Below are 17319 nucleotides of genomic sequence, written 5' to 3' on the forward strand. Positions count from 1 at the left end.
ATATAAAACTATGCGTAAAAAAATTGTTGCAGGAAACTGGAAAATGAATTTGAATTTTGAAGAAGGTGTAAGTCTTTTTTCTGAAATTGTAAATATGGTAAAAGACGAAGTTGTAGGTAACCAAGAGGTTATTGTATGTTCACCTTTTATTCATTTATCAACTGTAGCTAAATTGTCGGAGAATGTAAAAAACGTAAATATAGGTTCTCAAAATATTCATCAAGCTGAATCAGGTGCGTACACAGGTGAAGTATCTGCTTCTCAGGTGAAATCTGTAGGTGTAGAATATGTGATTTTAGGTCATTCGGAGCGTAGAGCATATTTCGGTGAAACAGATTCTTTGTTGGCTGAAAAAACTAATGCTGCGTTGAAACATAACTTGAAACCGATTTTCTGTATTGGTGAAACAAAAGAAGAGCGCGAATCAGGTAAATTTTTTGATGTAATCAAAACGCAATTGGTGGATGGTGTATTTCACCTTAGTAAAGATGAATTCGCGAAAGTCGTATTAGCATATGAGCCAGTATGGGCGATTGGAACAGGTTTGACGGCTAGTCCAGAGCAAGCGCAAGAAGTGCATGCATTTATTCGTGAGACTGTAGCAAACCACTACGATGCAGAAACTGCTGAAAACACAACTATTCTTTATGGCGGTAGTTGTAATCCATCAAATGCACCAACATTATTCTCACAAAAAGATATTGATGGTGGTTTGATCGGCGGTGCTTCTTTGAAGTCACGTGACTTCTTAGATATTGTTAAAGTATTTAATGCATAATCATAAGAATGAAATATACTGCGGTTAACTTTGTGAGTACGGATATTCAAGATTGGCAGAAGGATTTGTTAATAGCTGAATTGGCGGAAATTGGATTTGATACATTTGAGGATACCGATGAAGGATTTGCGGGATATATTCCTAGCGCAAATTTGGATATCCAAGCTCTTGAAACATTATTGCTGGCTCAAACCGGTGAATTCAATGTAGATTATCAAATCAATGATGTGAAAGAGGAAAACTGGAATGCACTTTGGGAATCAAACTTTAATCCAATTGTGGTGGATGATGCTTGTTATGTGCGTGCAACTTTTCATGATGCTAAGCCGGAGTATACTTATGAAATCGTTATAGATCCTAAGATGTCGTTTGGAACTGGACATCACCAGACGACATCTATGATGTTATCCTATATTTTGGAAAATAATTTTCAAAATAAGAAAGTGCTTGATATGGGATGTGGGACGGGAATTTTGGCTATTTTGGCAGCAAAAAAAGGTGCAAAACACATATTAGCAGTAGATTATGATAATATTTGTGTTGATAGTGTCAAAGAAAATTCCGAACTTAATGGTATCACTAACATTGAATCTCAATTAGGATCAAAAGAAGTTATTGTAGGAAATAAGTTTGACACCATATTAGCTAATATAAATAGAAATATTTTGTTAGATCAGATGTCTACATATGCTGATAATTTAGATTCAAAGGGCGAGTTGTATATCAGCGGTTTTTATGAAGAAGAGGATCTGCCGATTCTAAGAAAATGTTGCGAGGAACTTTCTTTTACTTTTGTTAGTCATAAAGTTTTAGATAAATGGTGTGCAGCAAAATTTATTAAAATATAAGCTATGCGCATTCACTTTATAGCTATAGGAGGTAGTGTGATGCATAATCTAGCCATTAGTTTAGCTAGATTAGGTCATCAGGTTACAGGATCTGATGATCAGATTGTAGAACCTTCTAAATCAAATCTTCGTGAAGCTGGACTCTATCCTACTGAAATAGGCTGGAATGCTGATGTAATTACAGAAGATTTAGATGCTATAATTCTGGGGAAGCATGCAGACGCGGATAATCCAGAATTAATAAAAGCTCAAGAGCTTGGAATTAAGATTTATTCTTTTCCAGAGTTTATTTACGAACAATCTAAGAACAAGATACGAGTCGTAATAGCAGGTACATTTGGTAAAACTACTATAGTAAGTATGATTATGCATGTACTTAAAAAACTTGGTAAAGATTTCGATTATGTGGTTGGCGCACAACTAGAAGGGTTTAATTCATTAATTAAATTGACCTCTTCAGCACCAATTATATTGATTGAAGGTGATGAATATTATGCTTCATCAATCGATGATCATTCAAAATTTCATTACTATTATCCTAATATTGCATTAATAAGTAATGTACATTGGGATGCGAATAAAACAGAAGTAAGTGAAGAGGTATATCTTCAGCAGTTTGAAGATTTCATTGACACTATAGTTGCAAAAGGTACCTTAGTATATAATAAAGAAGATACGAATGTACTGAAAGTTGTCGGAGATACTAAAGATTGTAAAATAAATAGGCATGGATACAAAATGCCAAATTATACTATTAATAAAGGAATTACTTATATAAATATAGGAGATGAGCAAATTCCTTTACAGATTATAGGAAAGCAAAACCTTTCAAACATTGCAGGTGCATATACTGTGTGTGAATGGTTGGGGATAAAGCGTGGAGAGTTTTATGAAAGTATTAGCGATTTTAAAAGTTCAATCCGTTATCTAGAATTTGTTAAAAGTGAGGATGGATCCGTTGTTTATCAAGATTTTGCACATACACCATCTAAGCTTTATACAAGTATTCATGCAGTAAAAGAACAGTTTTCGAATAAAAAATTGTTGACACTAATAGAATTAACTCCTTATGATATATTGAAAGACGATAAGTTAGAAATGTATCGTCACAGTATGATTGAATCAGATTATGCTGTGGTTTTTTTAAATAAAAATAGTATAAAAGAAAAAAATATAGTTTTAGGAAATGTTGTTGATAAAATATTTTCAACATTTGATCACACTAATATGATTGTAATAACTGATTTTGATGAGTTAAATTTTCACTTGGAACAATTTGAAAGTCAGGGAGTTAATTTGTTGGTTATGAGTTCGGATAGTAACATTGGAGTTAATGTATTAAGTTTTGCGGATAAATTTTTGGCTAAAAAAGTCAAAAATTTTAAATAGTTAGTTTTTAATTTAATAATTTTTTTTTAACTTGCACGTTAAATAATAAAAACATTTACCAAATGAATACTTTAGGGAAAAAAATTAGATTATTAAGACACCAAAAGGGATGGAGTCAAGAAGATGTAGCAAAGCGATTGGATATTTCTATTCCAGCGTTTTCAAAAATTGAAACTGGCATTACTGATGTAAATCTTTCGAGATTAAATCAAATTGCTAAATTATTCAATTTATCATTAGTTCAATTGTTGTCTACTTCAGATGCCAATGAAGAGAAAGAGAAATTTGAAGAGATCAATGAATTGAACCAAAGATTGCAAACTCGTGAGGCGGAGGTTATTGACTTGCAAAAGAAAGTAATCGATTTGTACGAGCAACTGCACAAAAAATAATTAAATAAGGGCAATTTTTAAATATTTAAAAATTGCCCTTATTTTTTGGCTTAGACTATTACTCGTTTTCTATTCCTAGAAATCTTCATCGTCGTCATCAAGGTCATCGAATCCTCCGATAGTATCAATGTCGATGTTAAAATCATCATCATCGAAATCATCTTCATCATCTTCAGGACCGTTGAAATTGATTAAATTCTCATCAAGTTCCAACTTTTCGATAGTTTCGTTCATCATAGCAATACTTACTTTCTATTGATTATTATATCGTAAAATTATACAAGAAAACCTAAACTAAAAATTTTTTTTAAAAAATATGTTATTGATAATCAACCCTTTAATTTTAAAAAAAATGTTAATTAATGAAAAATTATTCTATGATTTCACCAATGCTATTTTCTTCATTGATGATATCTTTCAATTGTGGTAAGTCCTTTACCGAATTAATACCAAAGTGATTCATAAATGTATCACTTGTCGCATACAAAAGAGGCTTACCTATACTCTCAGCTTTACCAATAATTTTAATCAGATCTTTTTCTAATAAGCGTTGTATAGAATAATCACAATTTACGCCGCGTATTTGCTCAACTTCTAATTTTGTGATAGGTTGTCGGTAAGCAATAATTGCAAGGGTTTCCAATCCCGACTGACTCAATTTCTTGCGATCACGATGTGCCTGCATTTGATTTATTACATCGTGATAACTTTCTTTTGTCAAGAAATGATATTTGTTATTAAATGTCTTAAGAGAGAATACTTGATCCTCTGCTTCGTATTTTAGTTTGATCTGGTCTATAAATGATAGAACTTCATCTTTATTGATGGTAATCATCAAACCATCTTGTAGGATATGCTTTATCTCAGTTGCGGAGAGACCTTCTTCAGATGCAAAAATTAATGCTTCGATATTTAATAGTATATCTTTCACTTAGTAATTAATTACTTGTTCGACCATAGATTCTGGCAACTCTCTAAATTTATAAGTCTGCGTGCGAAGTTGCGGCTCAAATCCTGCTTCAGTAATTGCGTCCTGAATGGATTTTGAAGTGAATCGGTGAGGCGCACCTGCGGCAGAGACTACGTTTTCCTCTATCATAATAGACCCAAAATCATTTGCTCCACTATGCAAGCACAATTGTGCTACGGCTTTTCCTACAGTCAGCCATGAAGCTTGAATATTTTTGATATTAGGAAGCATGATGCGACTCAAGGCAATCATACGTATATATTCATCTCCCGTAACATTGTTTGAGATTCCGCGTAAGCGTTTTAGCAATGTACCATCATCTTGAAAAGGCCACGGAATAAAGGCAACAAAACCATAATGATTCGCTGGTTTTTCAGACTGCACTTCACGAATCCACACCAAATGCTCGAAGCGTTCTTCGATTGTTTCGATATGTCCAAACATCATTGTAGCCGATGTCGGCAAATTGATTTTGTGCGCAGCACGCATCACATCTAACCATTCTTGACCTCCACATTTGCCTTTTGAGATAAGACGTCTTACACGATCATTTAATATTTCGGCACCAGCACCTGGCAGTGAATCTAGACCAGCTTCTTTTAATTTTGTCAGCACATCAATATGTGACATACCCTCCAATTTAGCAACGTGTGCTATTTCGGGGGGACCTAATGAATGTAGTTTAAGGGTAGGGTAGAGTTCCTTAAGCTGACGAAACAGGTTTGCGTAGAATTCCAAACCTAAATCAGGATGGTGACCTCCTTGTAATAACAGTTGATCTCCACCATATTTAAAAGTCTCTTCAATCTTTTGTTTGTATGTTTCTATATCTGTAATATAGCTATCCTCGTGACCTGGTCGACGGAAGAAGTTGCAAAACTTACAATTGGCAATACACACATTGGTTGTATTGACATTTCTGTCAATTTGCCAAGTAACTTTTCCATGTGGAACTTGAATTTTTCTTAACTCATTGGCGATATACGCCAAATCCGCTGTAGATGCATTATGGTATAAAAAAATACCTTCTTCTTTGGTCAAAAACTCAAAGTTTAATGCGCGTTCTAGTAAATTCTCTACATTCATTATAAACAAAGATACTGATGATTTTTTAGTATAAGAAAGGATTATTCGCGTAGAATATAAAATCTATTTAACGTTTTGAAAAAGTATAATCATTATAAAATATGGGTAAGCTCTTATTGGATATTCTTCTTTTTAGCATCTGAATCTTTTGCGAATTTGAGTAGAATAAAACCAGCTAAGCCCACAAGCCACCAGGTCATAAAACAGTATTTAGTAAGTTCAGCAATAAAGTGGGAAGATATGCGAGTCGTGAAACCATAAACCCCCGCAAAAAACAAGAGAATACTAATAAGAAGAAGTGAAATTCCAAAATATCGCATAAATACAAATAGGGGCTGATAGAACCCCTATTTGTAAATTTAAGAAACTAATGTCTAATTTATATTGTTCTGCCTGGGTAAATTTCCAAGGCTTTTTCTAAACAAACTAAAGCTTTTTTCAAATCATCTTGGTTTAATACATATGCTAGACGAACTTGATCTGTTCCAACACCTGTAGTGCTGTAAAATCCGGTAGCTGGAGCCATCATAACAGTTTCATTTTCATACGAAAATGATTCAAGAATCCATTGACAAAATTTATCCGCATTATCAATAGGTAATTTTGCGACTACATAAAAAGCACCTCCTGGATTAGGACAGAATACGCCTTCGATAGCATTAAGACCAGCTACTAAGGTGTCTCGTCTAGTAGTATACTCTTTTGATACAGCTTGAAAATATGAATCTGGTGTGTCAACAGCAGCTTCACCTGCAATTTGTCCCTCTAAAGACGGAGACAAACGTGCCTGTGCAAATTTTAATGCAGTAAGGTATAATTCTTTGTTTTTAGTGATTAAACAACCAATACGTGCCCCACAAGCCGAATAACGCTTCGATACGGTGTCTAAAACTACAACATGATTTTCCAAGCCCTCCATGTGCATTGGTGAAATAAAATCTTTGTCGTCGTAACAGAATTCACGGTAAGCCTCATCCGAGAATAAGAATAAATCATATTTCAGACATAGCTCTTTAAGAGCTTCCATTTCTTCACGAGAATAAAGGTAGCCAGTTGGGTTATTTGGATTACAAATAGCAATGGCTCTAGTTTTATCTGTGATCACTTTTTCGAATTCTGCGATAGAAGGTAAAGCAAAACCATTGTCAATATAAGACATGATTGGTTTTACAACTATATCTGAAGAACAAGCGAAACCATTGTAATTTGCATAAAATGGTTCTGGGATAATAATCTCCTCACCAGGATTCAAGCAAGCTTGCATCGCAATGGTAATCGCTTCTGATCCACCATTTGTAACCAAAATATCGGTTGGTGTGATGTTGTAATTTAATTTGTTGTAATATTCCGCTAATTTCTGACGGTACGAAGCAGTACCTTCGGAAGGAGTATATGCCCAAACCTTGAAGTCAATGTTTTTTAATGCATTAAGCATGACTTCAGGTGTTTCGATATCGGGTTGGCCAATGTTAAGATGATAGATTTTTTTGCCATCTTTCTTAGCTTGGTCAGCATAAGGAGTTAATTTTCTGATAGGCGATGCAGGCATGTCCATGCCCTTTTGCGAAATTTTTGGCATATTATTGAGTTATTATTTCGGCACAAATATAGTTTAAATAAAAAGCCCTATCAAATGAATTTTGATAGGGCTTGAATATTGGTTGTAATGCGAATTATTATTCCACGTTACCTTTAATTGTTAATGTCTTTACTGGTGTTTTTGTGTTTGATTTTACAATAAATGATTTTGTAAATGGTCCTTTTGCAGCAGCATTATACGTCACTTTGATTTTACCAGTATCACCTGGTTTTACCGGTGTTTTAGAAAAATCAGCTACTGAGCAACCACATGAAGGTGCCACTTCTGATATAATTATTGGCGCTTTACCAGCATTTGTAAATGTAAACTCATATGAAGCTGGTTTGTTGTAAGCAATGTTTCCGAAATCATGAGATTCGGTTTCAAATTTAAATTCCCCAACTTGCATCATCGCTGTTAAGGTAATAAATGCAATGACTGTAGTAGCTATAGTTAATATCTTTTTCATATTTCTCTCTTTACCTGTTCTTGTCTGTTTTTGTTTAATAATCAATTTTAATCAATTATTTTGCCAAAATAAAACTTTGGCAGACTAAAAATCAATAACCACAATAATTTTACACGGATTAAAATCTGTTTTTACGTTTAGATAATTCCTTCCTTTAGTAAATCTTGGATATGAATAATGCCAGCGTAATCTCCATTTTCGGTTACTACCAGTTGAGATATATTATTGTCTTTCATGTAATGAAAAGCATTAATTGCCAGCTCAGTTTGTTCGATTTGCTTAGGGTTAGCGCTCATAATGTCTTTTGCTGTTAATTTCGATGTATCTGCATAATTTTCGAGCATACGGCGAATATCACCATCCGTAATAATGCCAATAATCTTATCGTTCTCAGTAACCACAGTTGCACCTAATCTGAATTTTGTGATTGTAATAATTGTACTTCGGATATTATCTGAAGATAGGACGGATGGTTTTCCATTGTTATTGGATAAATCGGCAACTTTCAGGTATAGTTGCTTCCCAAGTGCACCGCCTGGATGATATTTTGCAAAATCTCTGTCTGTAAACTGTCTAACTGTCTGCAAACAGACCGCCAATGCATCACCCATAGCCAATTGCGCTGTAGTACTCGTCGTAGGCGCTAAGTTGTTTGGACAAGCTTCTTTTTCTACGGTGGTATCCAATATGTAATCTGCTTGTTGTGCCAAGAATGAGTTCAAATTTCCAACTATACCTACAAGTTTGTTTTTCGCTTGTTTTAAAAATGGAATCAATACTTTAATCTCAGGAGTATTTCCGCTTTTGGAGATAACAATCACTAAATCATGTTCTTGAATTATTCCTAAATCACCATGAATAGCATCAGCGGCATGCATAAAGATGGAAGGAGTTCCGGTAGAATTCAATGTTGCTACAATTTTTTGCGCAATAATTGCACTCTTCCCTATACCCGATACAATAACGCGCCCATTTAAGTTCAAGATTATATTGACAACTTCTGCAAAGTCATCTGTAACTTTTTTCGTCAAGGCTTCTAGTGCTTTAGCTTCTAAGAGTAGTACTTCGATAGCCTCTTTTTTTATTTCTGAATTGCTTTTCACGGAAAATCTCCTTATTTTTATTCTATAATTGACAAAAATAAAGTATTTAATTTTTAGATGGTCAATAGTCTACTTATATTTTTGTAATGGCGCTGATGGAAATAGAAAAATCATTGTACGATAATCTCCAGGAATTCTTTGGTTTTGATGCATTTAAGGGGGATCAGGAAGCAATAATCACTAACATACTTAATAAAAAAGACACTTTTGTTATTATGCCTACGGGAGGTGGAAAGTCGATATGTTATCAACTTCCTGCTTTGATGAGTGGTGGTACCGCTATTGTTATCTCACCTTTGATCGCTTTGATGAAAAATCAAGTGGATCAATTGCGTGCGTTTGGAGGAAGAGACAGTATTGCTCATTTCTTAAATTCATCACTCACAAAAGGTGAAATCACACGTGTGAAAGCGGATGTGACTTCCGGACAAACAAAACTTCTTTATGTGGCTCCAGAGTCGTTGACTAAAGAAGATAATATTGCTTTTTTGCAATCGATTAAAGTATCTTTTGTCGCTGTGGATGAAGCGCACTGTATATCGGAGTGGGGACATGATTTTCGTCCTGAATATCGTAAGATCAGAACGATTTTAAATGAAATTGGAGATAATATTCCAATTATTGCGCTTACAGCTACGGCTACTCCAAAAGTTCAGTCTGATATTCGTAAGAATTTGCAGATGACGGATGCAACATTGTTCAAGTCATCGTTCAACCGATCTAATCTGTACTATGAGGTAAGACCTAAGAAAAATATTGCAAAGGAAATTGTAAAATTCATTCGAAATAATGCGGGAAAAACAGGGATTATCTATTGTTTAAGTCGTAAAAAAGTAGAGGAAATAGCAGAAATCCTTAATATAAATGGCATCAAGGCATTGCCTTACCATGCTGGCTTGGATGCGAAAACCCGCGCTGATACACAAGATAAATTCTTGATGGAAGATGTGCAAGTCATTGTGGCAACTATCGCTTTCGGAATGGGGATAGATAAGCCAGATGTGCGATATGTGATTCACCATGATATTCCAAAATCGATGGAAGGCTATTATCAGGAAACTGGTCGTGCTGGTCGTGATGGAGGTGAAGGCTATTGTTTGTCATTCTATTCGAAAAAGGATGTCGATAAGCTTATCAAATTCATGAAAGATAAGCCTGTTTCGGAACGTGAAATAGGTACACAAATATTAAAAGAAGTTATTGATTATTCTGAATCTTCAGTATGTCGTCGTAAACAAATTTTACATTATTTCGGTGAAAAATTTGATGAGACGGGATGTAATAGTATGTGTGACAATTGTCGCTCGACTAAGACTTATTTTGAGGCGGAAGAAGATTTAGTAAAAGTATTGAATTTCATCAAAGAAGAAGGAAATCGTTTTGATGATCAGCATATAATCAATGTGTTCATCGGTCAGAATAATCAACCTGTATCGGCTTATAAGCATGATGAACATAAACTTTTTGGCTATGGTAAGGATAAAGGAATCAACTATTGGAATTCTTTAATCAGACAGGCTGAACTTGCTGATTTTGTCAAAAAAGATATCGACCATTATGGACTTTTAGTCTTGACTGATGAGGGTAAAAAGTATCTTAGTAACCCTTATAATTTAAAGTTCATTTTGAACAAAGAGATAGAAGCGGCAGATGATGAGGACGGCGATGATGGTCCACAAGGTTCGGGTGCGTTGGATGCGGAACTGTTGAAAATGCTGAAAGACCTGCGCAAGAAAATAGCTAAGCAGAAATCTTTACCACCGTTTGTAATCTTCCAAGACCCTTCTTTGGATGAAATGTGTACACATTATCCTGTGAGCATTGAGGAATTAAAGCAAATTCATGGGGTTGGTGCAGGAAAAGCATTAAAATTTGGTGGTCCGTTTGTTGAGCTTATCAAAAAATATGTTGAGGATAATGGTATTGAGCGAGCGCAAGATCTTGTTGTCAAGAGTACAGCGAATAAATCTGCGTTGAAAGTAAGTATTATTCAAAATATAGACCGTAAGCTTGCGCTTGATGATATCGCTGGTTCAAAAGGCATCAGCTATGAAGATCTTTTGAAAGAGGTTGAATCTATTGTGTACTCAGGAACAAAACTGAATATTGGCTATTTTGTGGACGAAATGATTGACCAAGATAGGCAAGATGAAGTGTACGATTACTTCAAATCTGCGGAAGAGGATTCAATTAAAACGGCATTGAATGAATTGGGTGAGGAGGATTACTCGTATGAAGATATTCAATTGATGCGCATTAAATTTATTTCGGAATTAGGAAATTAACAAAAAATGATAAACAACTATTTACCTGGTATTAAGAATGGATCATCTGATCAATTCTTTTTGATGGCGGGTCCATGTGCTATAGAAGGTGAGGAGATAGCATTACGTATTGCAGAGAAAATCGTAACGATTACGGATAAATTAAATATTCCTTATATTTTCAAAGGTTCTTACCGCAAAGCTAACCGTTCGCGTGTGGATTCATTCACGGGAATTGGTGATGAAAAAGCACTTAAGATTTTAGAAAAAGTAGGCAAAGAGTTTGGTGTGCCTACGGTGACAGATATTCACGAAAGTCATGAAGCTGCAATGGCAGCGGCGTACGTGGATGTGTTGCAAATTCCTGCTTTCTTATGCCGTCAGACAGAGTTGTTGGTAGCTGCTGCAAATACAGGTAAGGTAGTCAACGTAAAGAAAGGACAATTTTTGTCGGCTGAATCTATGAAATTTGCAGTGGATAAAATAAAAGATTCAGGCAATGATAAAGTTTTCTTGACGGATAGAGGTAATTCTTTTGGGTATCAAGATTTAATCGTGGACTTTAGAGGTTTACCTGCCATGCGTTCTTTTGATGTTCCTACGGTTATGGATTGTACGCATTCTTTGCAACAGCCGAATCAAATTTCGGGTGTAACGGGTGGTAAGCCAGAATTAATTGAGACAATCGCTAAGGCAGCTATAGCTGTAGGAGCTGATGGTTTGTTCATTGAAACACATCCTGATCCTGCGAATGCAAAGTCAGATGGTGCGAATATGTTGCACTTAGATTTGCTAGAAGATTTATTAACAAAATTGACGCGAGTGCGTCAGGCTATTTTGTAATAGCTCAATATAAAAAGGAGTTGCTAATATAAATTTGCAACTCCTTTGTTTTTACGGTCTTATTTAAGATTAATTAAGACATATATTGATTACCCTGGGTTTTTCATTTATTTTTTGTAGATATACTTCATGTTTTATAGAAAAATTACGTTATTTATAGCCTAATACGAATTATTAACACCTTTTTGATGGAAAATATTATATCGACAATATCTGGATATGTTTGGAGTGAAATTTTTATTTATTTATGTCTAGGAACGGGGCTCTATTTCTCCGTTAGAACTGGCTTTCTTCAAATAAGATATCTAAAAGACATGGTCAGATTGCTATTTGCTAAAAATCAATCTAATCATGGTATTTCATCGTTTCAAGCATTTGCTTTAGCTATCTCAGGACGTGTAGGAACAGGGAATATTGTTGGCGTAGCTACAGCAATCTATATGGGTGGACCAGGTGCTGTATTTTGGATGTGGGTAATAGCTTTCCTAGGTTCTGCATCCGCATTTATTGAGTCATCTTTAGCACAGGTATATAAGCAAAAGGAGGGAGATATCTTTAGAGGTGGTCCTGCATATTATATTGAGAAAGGTTTAGGTGTCAAATGGTATGCCTTGCTTTTTGCAGTTATCACCATTTTGAGTACGGGTTTTCTATTGCCAGGTGTCCAAAGTAATGCGATCAATGGAACTATAACTAATGCTTTTAGCTATTCCAATGAGGTAATCCATTTTGCGGGAACAGATTGGACTGTAAGTTATGTCGGTTTAGTTGTAGTGGCATTATTAGCTGTTATTATAATTGGTGGCGTAAAACGTTTGGGACAAGTTTCAGAATTTGTTGTTCCATTTATGGCTGGAGCGTATATTCTTATGGCAATTATTATCATTGCTTTGAATTTCACGCAACTTCCTGCAGTTTTTTCGATGATATTTTCATCCGCATTTAGTATGCATGCAACTTTTGGTGGAATAGTAGGGACAGCAATCGCTTGGGGAGTGAAAAGAGGAATTTATTCTAATGAAGCGGGACAGGGTACAGGGCCACACGCAGCGGCTGCAGCTCAAGTGAATCACCCAGCGCAACAAGGACTTGTACAGGCTTTCTCTGTTTATGTGGATACTTTATTTGTGTGTACTGCTACGGCATTAATGATTTTGTTCACCAATCAATTTAATGTGGTAGGCGAATTTAATGCAAAAGGGGAGGCTACTAGTTTCTTGGTAAATCATGTTCCAGGGATGGGAGTTGAAGGCTTTACACAAGCAGCAGTAGCGCATCATTTTCCGACTATTGGCAATCAATTTGTAGCTATTGCATTATTCTTTTTTGCGTTCACGACGATTATGGCCTATTACTATTTTGCGGAAACTAATGTTGCCTATATTTTCAAAGGCAAGAAGAATCAATTGGTTATTTGGGTATTGCGCATCGTATTTTTGTTTTCGGTTTATTATGGAACGATCAAAACAGCAAAACAAGCTTGGGATTTAGGTGATATTGGTGTGGGCTTGATGGCTTGGGTAAATATTATTGCGATCTTGTTGCTAAGCAAAATAGGTATGAAGGTGTGGAAGGATTATGTTGCACAGCGTAAACAAGGAGTTGAAGACCCTACATTTGATCCGAAGAAATTGGGAATCAAAAACGCAGATTTTTGGGAAGAGAATAAATAAAGTAAGTTCGATTTAAGGAATTTGTTTAAGATCCCTCTATGCCGGGGAGGCAATTACTTTTTCCGAAAAAAGTAATCAAAAACTCGTCGCTGTACCGAGTTGCCACAATGATTCAGCATTCCTGCAAATGGCAACTCACTAAGGCGACATTTGCTGTGAAATAAAGGGAATTACAACTATTTGAATTTTCTTATTTCGAACAGAGATTAGGTAAATTAAAATAAAAGAATAAAATAGTAAGTATGGGTCAGGAAAATAAAGCAGGTAACTTTTGGGCATTATTGCCGTTAATTATTTTTATCATCATTTATTTTGCAGGCTCTCTTTATTTAGGTGATTTTTATGCACTGCCTGTTTTGGTGGTGTTTGTCATTTCACTTTTTGTTGCGTTTTTTCAATATCCGAACAAAAGCTTTGACGAGAAATTAAAAAGTTTTGCGAATGGGTCTGGTGATCAGAATATTCTGATTATGATTCTCATATTTCTGTTGGCAGGCGCATTTAGTGAGTTGTCGAAGTCAATAGGTGCATTGTCGTCAACCGTGAACTTTGCAATGACTTATATTTCGCCTCAATTTATCCTTTCGGGTATTTTTCTAATTGCTTGTTTTGTGTCTATTTCCATGGGAACTTCTGTGGGAACTATTGTAGCCCTAGCACCTTTTGCCGTGGGGTTCGAAACCTATATTCCTGGAATAACAGTTATAGCTTTGGCTGCGGTCGTAGGAGGAGCCATGTTTGGGGATAATTTGTCCTTTATTTCTGATACCACCATTGCTGCGACAAGAACTCAAAATGTAAGCATGCGTGACAAGTTTAAAATCAATTTTAGAATCGTTTTGCCTGTCGCTATTTTGGTGGTTATAATTTATTATTTCCAAGGAGCTGCCTTTGCAGAAAATGTTGGAAATATAGAGGTTGGAGAATTTGAATTCATCAAAGTATTGCCGTATATACTCGTCTTTACACTTGCCTTATTGGGTGTTCAAGTGATTTGGACATTAGGAATTGGCATTGTCGCTACCTTATTAATCGGATTATATACCAATTCTATTACTATGTTGGATTCGATCCAAAGTATAAATTCAGGCTTCGCTGGAATGTTTGAATTGAGTTTGCTGTGTTTGATTATCGGGGGAGTAGTAGGTATTATCCGTCATAATGGAGGAATTGATTTCTTGCTCAATTCGGTTTTGAAAAGAATAAAAACGAAACGCGGAGCGGAATTGGGTATTGTTTCTTTGACCGCTCTGGTTAATTTTGCGTTGGCAAATAATACGATTACGATTGTAATTGTTGGGCCTTTAGCAAAAGAAATATCCGACAAATTTGATTTAGTTCCTAAGCGAGTTGCAAGTATTTTGGATACGGTATCTTGTTTTGTCCAAGGTATATTGCCTTACGGCGCACAAATATTGGCAGCACTTGCAGCATCGTCTATTGTCTTGGCAGGAACATCACAACAAACAGTATCGCCAATTGAATTGATTTCTTATTTGTATTATCCGTTCTTAACGGGAATTGCCACATTGGGATTTATTCTGTTCAGTAAAAGGTAGAGCTTCTTTTATCGTCATTTCGAACGAAACGTAGTGCAGTGAGAAATCTCTTTGAATTGCTAATTACTGCAAGGATGTTCAACATTATTTAGAGATTTCTCCTTACGTCGAAAAGACACTTTCTAAATATTCTTGTTAACTCAATTATTTCTTCAAAGTCACCGTCTTTCCAGACTTCGCACTACGAATAGCCGCATCTAATATTTCCATGACGACCATATTATTCTCCAAAGAAGACAAGTCGTAAGGCTTTAACTTAATCTCCGAATTTATTACTGCGGCGAAAAAGTTAAATGGATCATTGAAAGGCTTTTCTAAAGTCTTCAAATCAAATTTTTCTTCTTTGAACCCATCATAACCTTCGGACTTTTTGATGCGTAGGTGATGACTATTATCCGCATAGATCACACCATCTAGACCATAAATCTCCAAATCCTTGCGTCCTATGGTACAATTCCAAGAGGGTTAAAGAACGGCATTGCTATTTTCATAAGTCAGAATTATGATCGCATCGTCATCAACTTTGGGATTGTTTTCCTTTTGCAACTGTTGGGTAACTGCTGTGACTGTAAGTGGTTTTTTGCCATCCATAAACCAAGTCATTAGGTTGGCACCATAACAGCCAAAATCGGTAATTGCGCCACCACCATTTTGTACAGGATCAGTCTGCCAAGTCAGAAATTCGGGATCAAGATTAATTTTCGCTGGACCTTTATGCCCATCGCGAATTACTGCTTTTCGCATAGTTCCAATTGCATTGCTTTGCAATAATTCGTACGTTTTCTGCATGGTTGGATACCACTTCGTTTCGTAGTTTGTTATCAAATGGATGTTGTGTTTTTTCGCGAGGGATTCCATTTTTTTGGCGTGTGCGAGACTAACAGCTAATGGTTTTTCGACCATCACATGAATACCCTTGGGTGCACATTTCTCTACGACTTCCAAATGTTCGTATACCGTGCCAAAAGCCAATACGGCTTGTGGAGATTTTGCCCTAATCATTTCGTCTATCGTGTCGTAGACCATTGCCAAAGGAAACTTATATTGCTTTGAAAATCTTTCAGCCAAAGCTTTATTGGGTTCTACAATAGCGACAACTTCGTAAGTTTCTGTTTTTAAATTTCCCAGTATCCAGTGTACGTGCGAATGTGTTAATCCTACGATAGCGTATTTAACAGGCTTATTTTGCGCTTTAAGTGTGGATAATGCAGATAAGAGGATCAAGCAAACAACAGAAATTCTTGAGATCATAAAACTAAGTTTAGAAGTGGGTAATACGAATTAACCTAAAATATGAAAATTATCTTACATAATAATATCATACGCTAATGATGGTTCACTCTTACATTCTAAATCTTCATATTACGGTTCATTACGGTATGCTTTTTAATAAGAAAAACCACAGCAGAGATACCAGCAATGATGAAAAATTCTAAGAACCACCTGCCAACAGCTTGAAGTCCCATTGCATAATCGCCTTGTACAAACGCCATTGTAGCGATACTTGCAGAAGTGACCAAAGCCAAGAGCAACATTACCCCGGCAGTAAGTAAGGTGCGGTTCGTAAGGATAAGGATAGTACCAATAATGGCGGCTAATACAGATACCAAAACACTTTCGGCTGTTATTGTCGTGAAGTAATCCACTAATTTATCTTGCGGAAGGTAAGACGAAGAACCGATTAATACGTTTGTTCCTGTAATCTTTAGACCGACAGCGGTAATTGTAGCTCCGATTAGCAAAGCAGCATAACCTGCAAATACATCTTTAAGTCCTTGTTTCCAAGTGGTATGTTTGTTTACTAAGCCTAATGAAATGCGAACAACGGCACCAAAACCGGGGGCGAGTAGGGAAGCACCGATGACGACATGAATGGCATTAGTCGCTAATCCCAATACAGCAATCATTCCGGATAGCAGCATCGTCAACAAATTGTTGTACGTCATCTGACTTTGTTCATTTATTGTGCTGAGCGTTTCTTCCCAAATGGTTTGGCTGCCGTCAGTGTTAATCTCCTCAGAATGCGTGTTGCTGAGCATACTCGAAGACGTTGATGTAGACAAGGCATACTGCGGATTATCCAGTATGCCTTCATCTTCTAGCACGACCATTATATTTCGGATTTCGTTACTCAAGACATCGACTGATATGACATCACCTACTGGCGTCAGAGATACACCTCTTTGTAGGCGAATACTCAATATGCCTTTTTCAGAAGCTATTTTTTCTATTATTCTCTCTGATGAATGAGGTGGTGCGGTTATTTGGATAGTTCTCGGCATAATTATTTTTTAAAGAGTAAAACAATTTGGAGACCTTTTCCGTTTAAAATATTTGACATTAGTACTTATTGAAACATTAGAACA

General features: G+C 35.9%; 17 protein-coding genes. 8 read left to right on the plus strand and 9 right to left on the minus strand.

The window, feature by feature from the left end:
* The first annotated feature begins 10 nt into the window (after nt 1-10).
* The 4 genes from tpiA to GOQ16_RS04650 all read left to right on the plus strand — a co-directional run bounded on the left by tpiA (nt 11) and on the right by GOQ16_RS04650 (nt 3407).
* Nucleotides 11-778 carry a triose-phosphate isomerase gene (gene tpiA / locus GOQ16_RS04635; protein ID WP_160068242.1) on the plus strand — a complete coding sequence of 256 codons (768 nt, stop codon included), beginning with the start codon at nt 11-13 and terminating at the stop codon, nt 776-778.
* An 8-nt stretch (nt 779-786) separates the two neighbouring features.
* Nucleotides 787-1626, plus strand: coding sequence for a 50S ribosomal protein L11 methyltransferase (gene prmA / locus GOQ16_RS04640; protein ID WP_160068243.1), 840 nt, complete (start codon nt 787-789; stop codon nt 1624-1626).
* 3 nt (nt 1627-1629) lie between these two features.
* Nucleotides 1630-3015 (plus strand): Mur ligase domain-containing protein, encoded by a 1386-nt coding sequence (locus GOQ16_RS04645; RefSeq protein WP_160068244.1) that lies wholly within the window; start codon nt 1630-1632, stop codon nt 3013-3015.
* A gap of 62 nt (nt 3016-3077) precedes the next feature.
* The gene (locus tag GOQ16_RS04650) at nt 3078-3407 is read left to right on the plus strand and encodes a helix-turn-helix domain-containing protein (RefSeq protein ID WP_149914670.1); all 330 of its coding nucleotides are present in this window, start codon (nt 3078-3080) and stop codon (nt 3405-3407) included.
* A 75-nt stretch (nt 3408-3482) separates the two neighbouring features.
* On the opposite strand, the gene GOQ16_RS04655 is transcribed toward GOQ16_RS04650, so the two are convergent.
* From GOQ16_RS04655 to GOQ16_RS04680, 6 genes are all read right to left on the minus strand, one after another.
* The gene (locus GOQ16_RS04655; RefSeq protein WP_160068245.1) at nt 3483-3644 is read right to left on the minus strand and encodes a hypothetical protein; all 162 of its coding nucleotides are present in this window, start codon (nt 3642-3644) and stop codon (nt 3483-3485) included.
* A 133-nt stretch (nt 3645-3777) separates the two neighbouring features.
* Nucleotides 3778-4338, minus strand: coding sequence for an SMC-Scp complex subunit ScpB (gene scpB, locus GOQ16_RS04660; RefSeq protein WP_149914669.1), 561 nt, complete (start codon nt 4336-4338; stop codon nt 3778-3780).
* Nucleotides 4339-5463 carry a cyclic dehypoxanthinyl futalosine synthase gene (gene mqnC, locus GOQ16_RS04665; RefSeq protein ID WP_160068246.1) on the minus strand — a complete coding sequence of 375 codons (1125 nt, stop codon included), beginning with the start codon at nt 5461-5463 and terminating at the stop codon, nt 4339-4341. It abuts the gene before it with no gap.
* Between the two features lie 379 nt (nt 5464-5842).
* Nucleotides 5843-7042 carry a pyridoxal phosphate-dependent aminotransferase gene (locus GOQ16_RS04670; protein WP_160068247.1) on the minus strand — a complete coding sequence of 400 codons (1200 nt, stop codon included), beginning with the start codon at nt 7040-7042 and terminating at the stop codon, nt 5843-5845.
* A 97-nt stretch (nt 7043-7139) separates the two neighbouring features.
* On the minus strand, nt 7140-7511 hold the full coding sequence (locus GOQ16_RS04675) for a DUF1573 domain-containing protein (protein WP_149914666.1): 372 nt from the start codon (nt 7509-7511) through the stop codon (nt 7140-7142).
* A gap of 137 nt (nt 7512-7648) precedes the next feature.
* Nucleotides 7649-8614, minus strand: coding sequence for a KpsF/GutQ family sugar-phosphate isomerase (locus tag GOQ16_RS04680; protein ID WP_160068248.1), 966 nt, complete (start codon nt 8612-8614; stop codon nt 7649-7651).
* Between the two features lie 95 nt (nt 8615-8709).
* On the opposite strand from GOQ16_RS04680, the gene recQ reads away from it, so the two are divergent.
* From recQ to GOQ16_RS04700, 4 genes are all read left to right on the plus strand, one after another.
* Complete coding sequence (recQ, locus tag GOQ16_RS04685; protein ID WP_160068249.1) at nt 8710-10899, plus strand: DNA helicase RecQ; 2190 nt, start codon at nt 8710-8712, stop codon at nt 10897-10899.
* Between the two features lie 6 nt (nt 10900-10905).
* Nucleotides 10906-11721, plus strand: a complete 816-nt coding sequence (gene kdsA, locus GOQ16_RS04690) for a 3-deoxy-8-phosphooctulonate synthase (protein ID WP_160068250.1) — start codon at nt 10906-10908, stop codon at nt 11719-11721.
* Nucleotides 11722-11909: 188 nt separating this feature from the next.
* Nucleotides 11910-13394 (plus strand): alanine/glycine:cation symporter family protein, encoded by a 1485-nt coding sequence (locus GOQ16_RS04695; protein ID WP_160068251.1) that lies wholly within the window; start codon nt 11910-11912, stop codon nt 13392-13394.
* Between the two features lie 242 nt (nt 13395-13636).
* Nucleotides 13637-14953, plus strand: a complete 1317-nt coding sequence (locus tag GOQ16_RS04700; RefSeq protein ID WP_160068252.1) for a Na+/H+ antiporter NhaC family protein — start codon at nt 13637-13639, stop codon at nt 14951-14953.
* A 144-nt stretch (nt 14954-15097) separates the two neighbouring features.
* On the opposite strand, the gene GOQ16_RS17565 is transcribed toward GOQ16_RS04700, so the two are convergent.
* The 3 genes from GOQ16_RS17565 to GOQ16_RS04710 form a co-directional block, all read right to left on the minus strand.
* The gene (locus GOQ16_RS17565; RefSeq protein WP_204987423.1) at nt 15098-15385 is read right to left on the minus strand and encodes a hypothetical protein; all 288 of its coding nucleotides are present in this window, start codon (nt 15383-15385) and stop codon (nt 15098-15100) included.
* A 33-nt stretch (nt 15386-15418) separates the two neighbouring features.
* Complete coding sequence (locus GOQ16_RS04705; protein WP_204987424.1) at nt 15419-16204, minus strand: Gfo/Idh/MocA family protein; 786 nt, start codon at nt 16202-16204, stop codon at nt 15419-15421.
* A gap of 98 nt (nt 16205-16302) precedes the next feature.
* Nucleotides 16303-17235, minus strand: a complete 933-nt coding sequence (locus GOQ16_RS04710; protein WP_160068253.1) for a DUF389 domain-containing protein — start codon at nt 17233-17235, stop codon at nt 16303-16305.
* Nucleotides 17236-17319 lie beyond the last annotated feature (84 nt).

Origin of the sequence: Sphingobacterium bovisgrunnientis, from assembly GCF_009829085.1 — a bacterium.
Taxonomy (GTDB): domain Bacteria; phylum Bacteroidota; class Bacteroidia; order Sphingobacteriales; family Sphingobacteriaceae; genus Sphingobacterium; species Sphingobacterium bovisgrunnientis.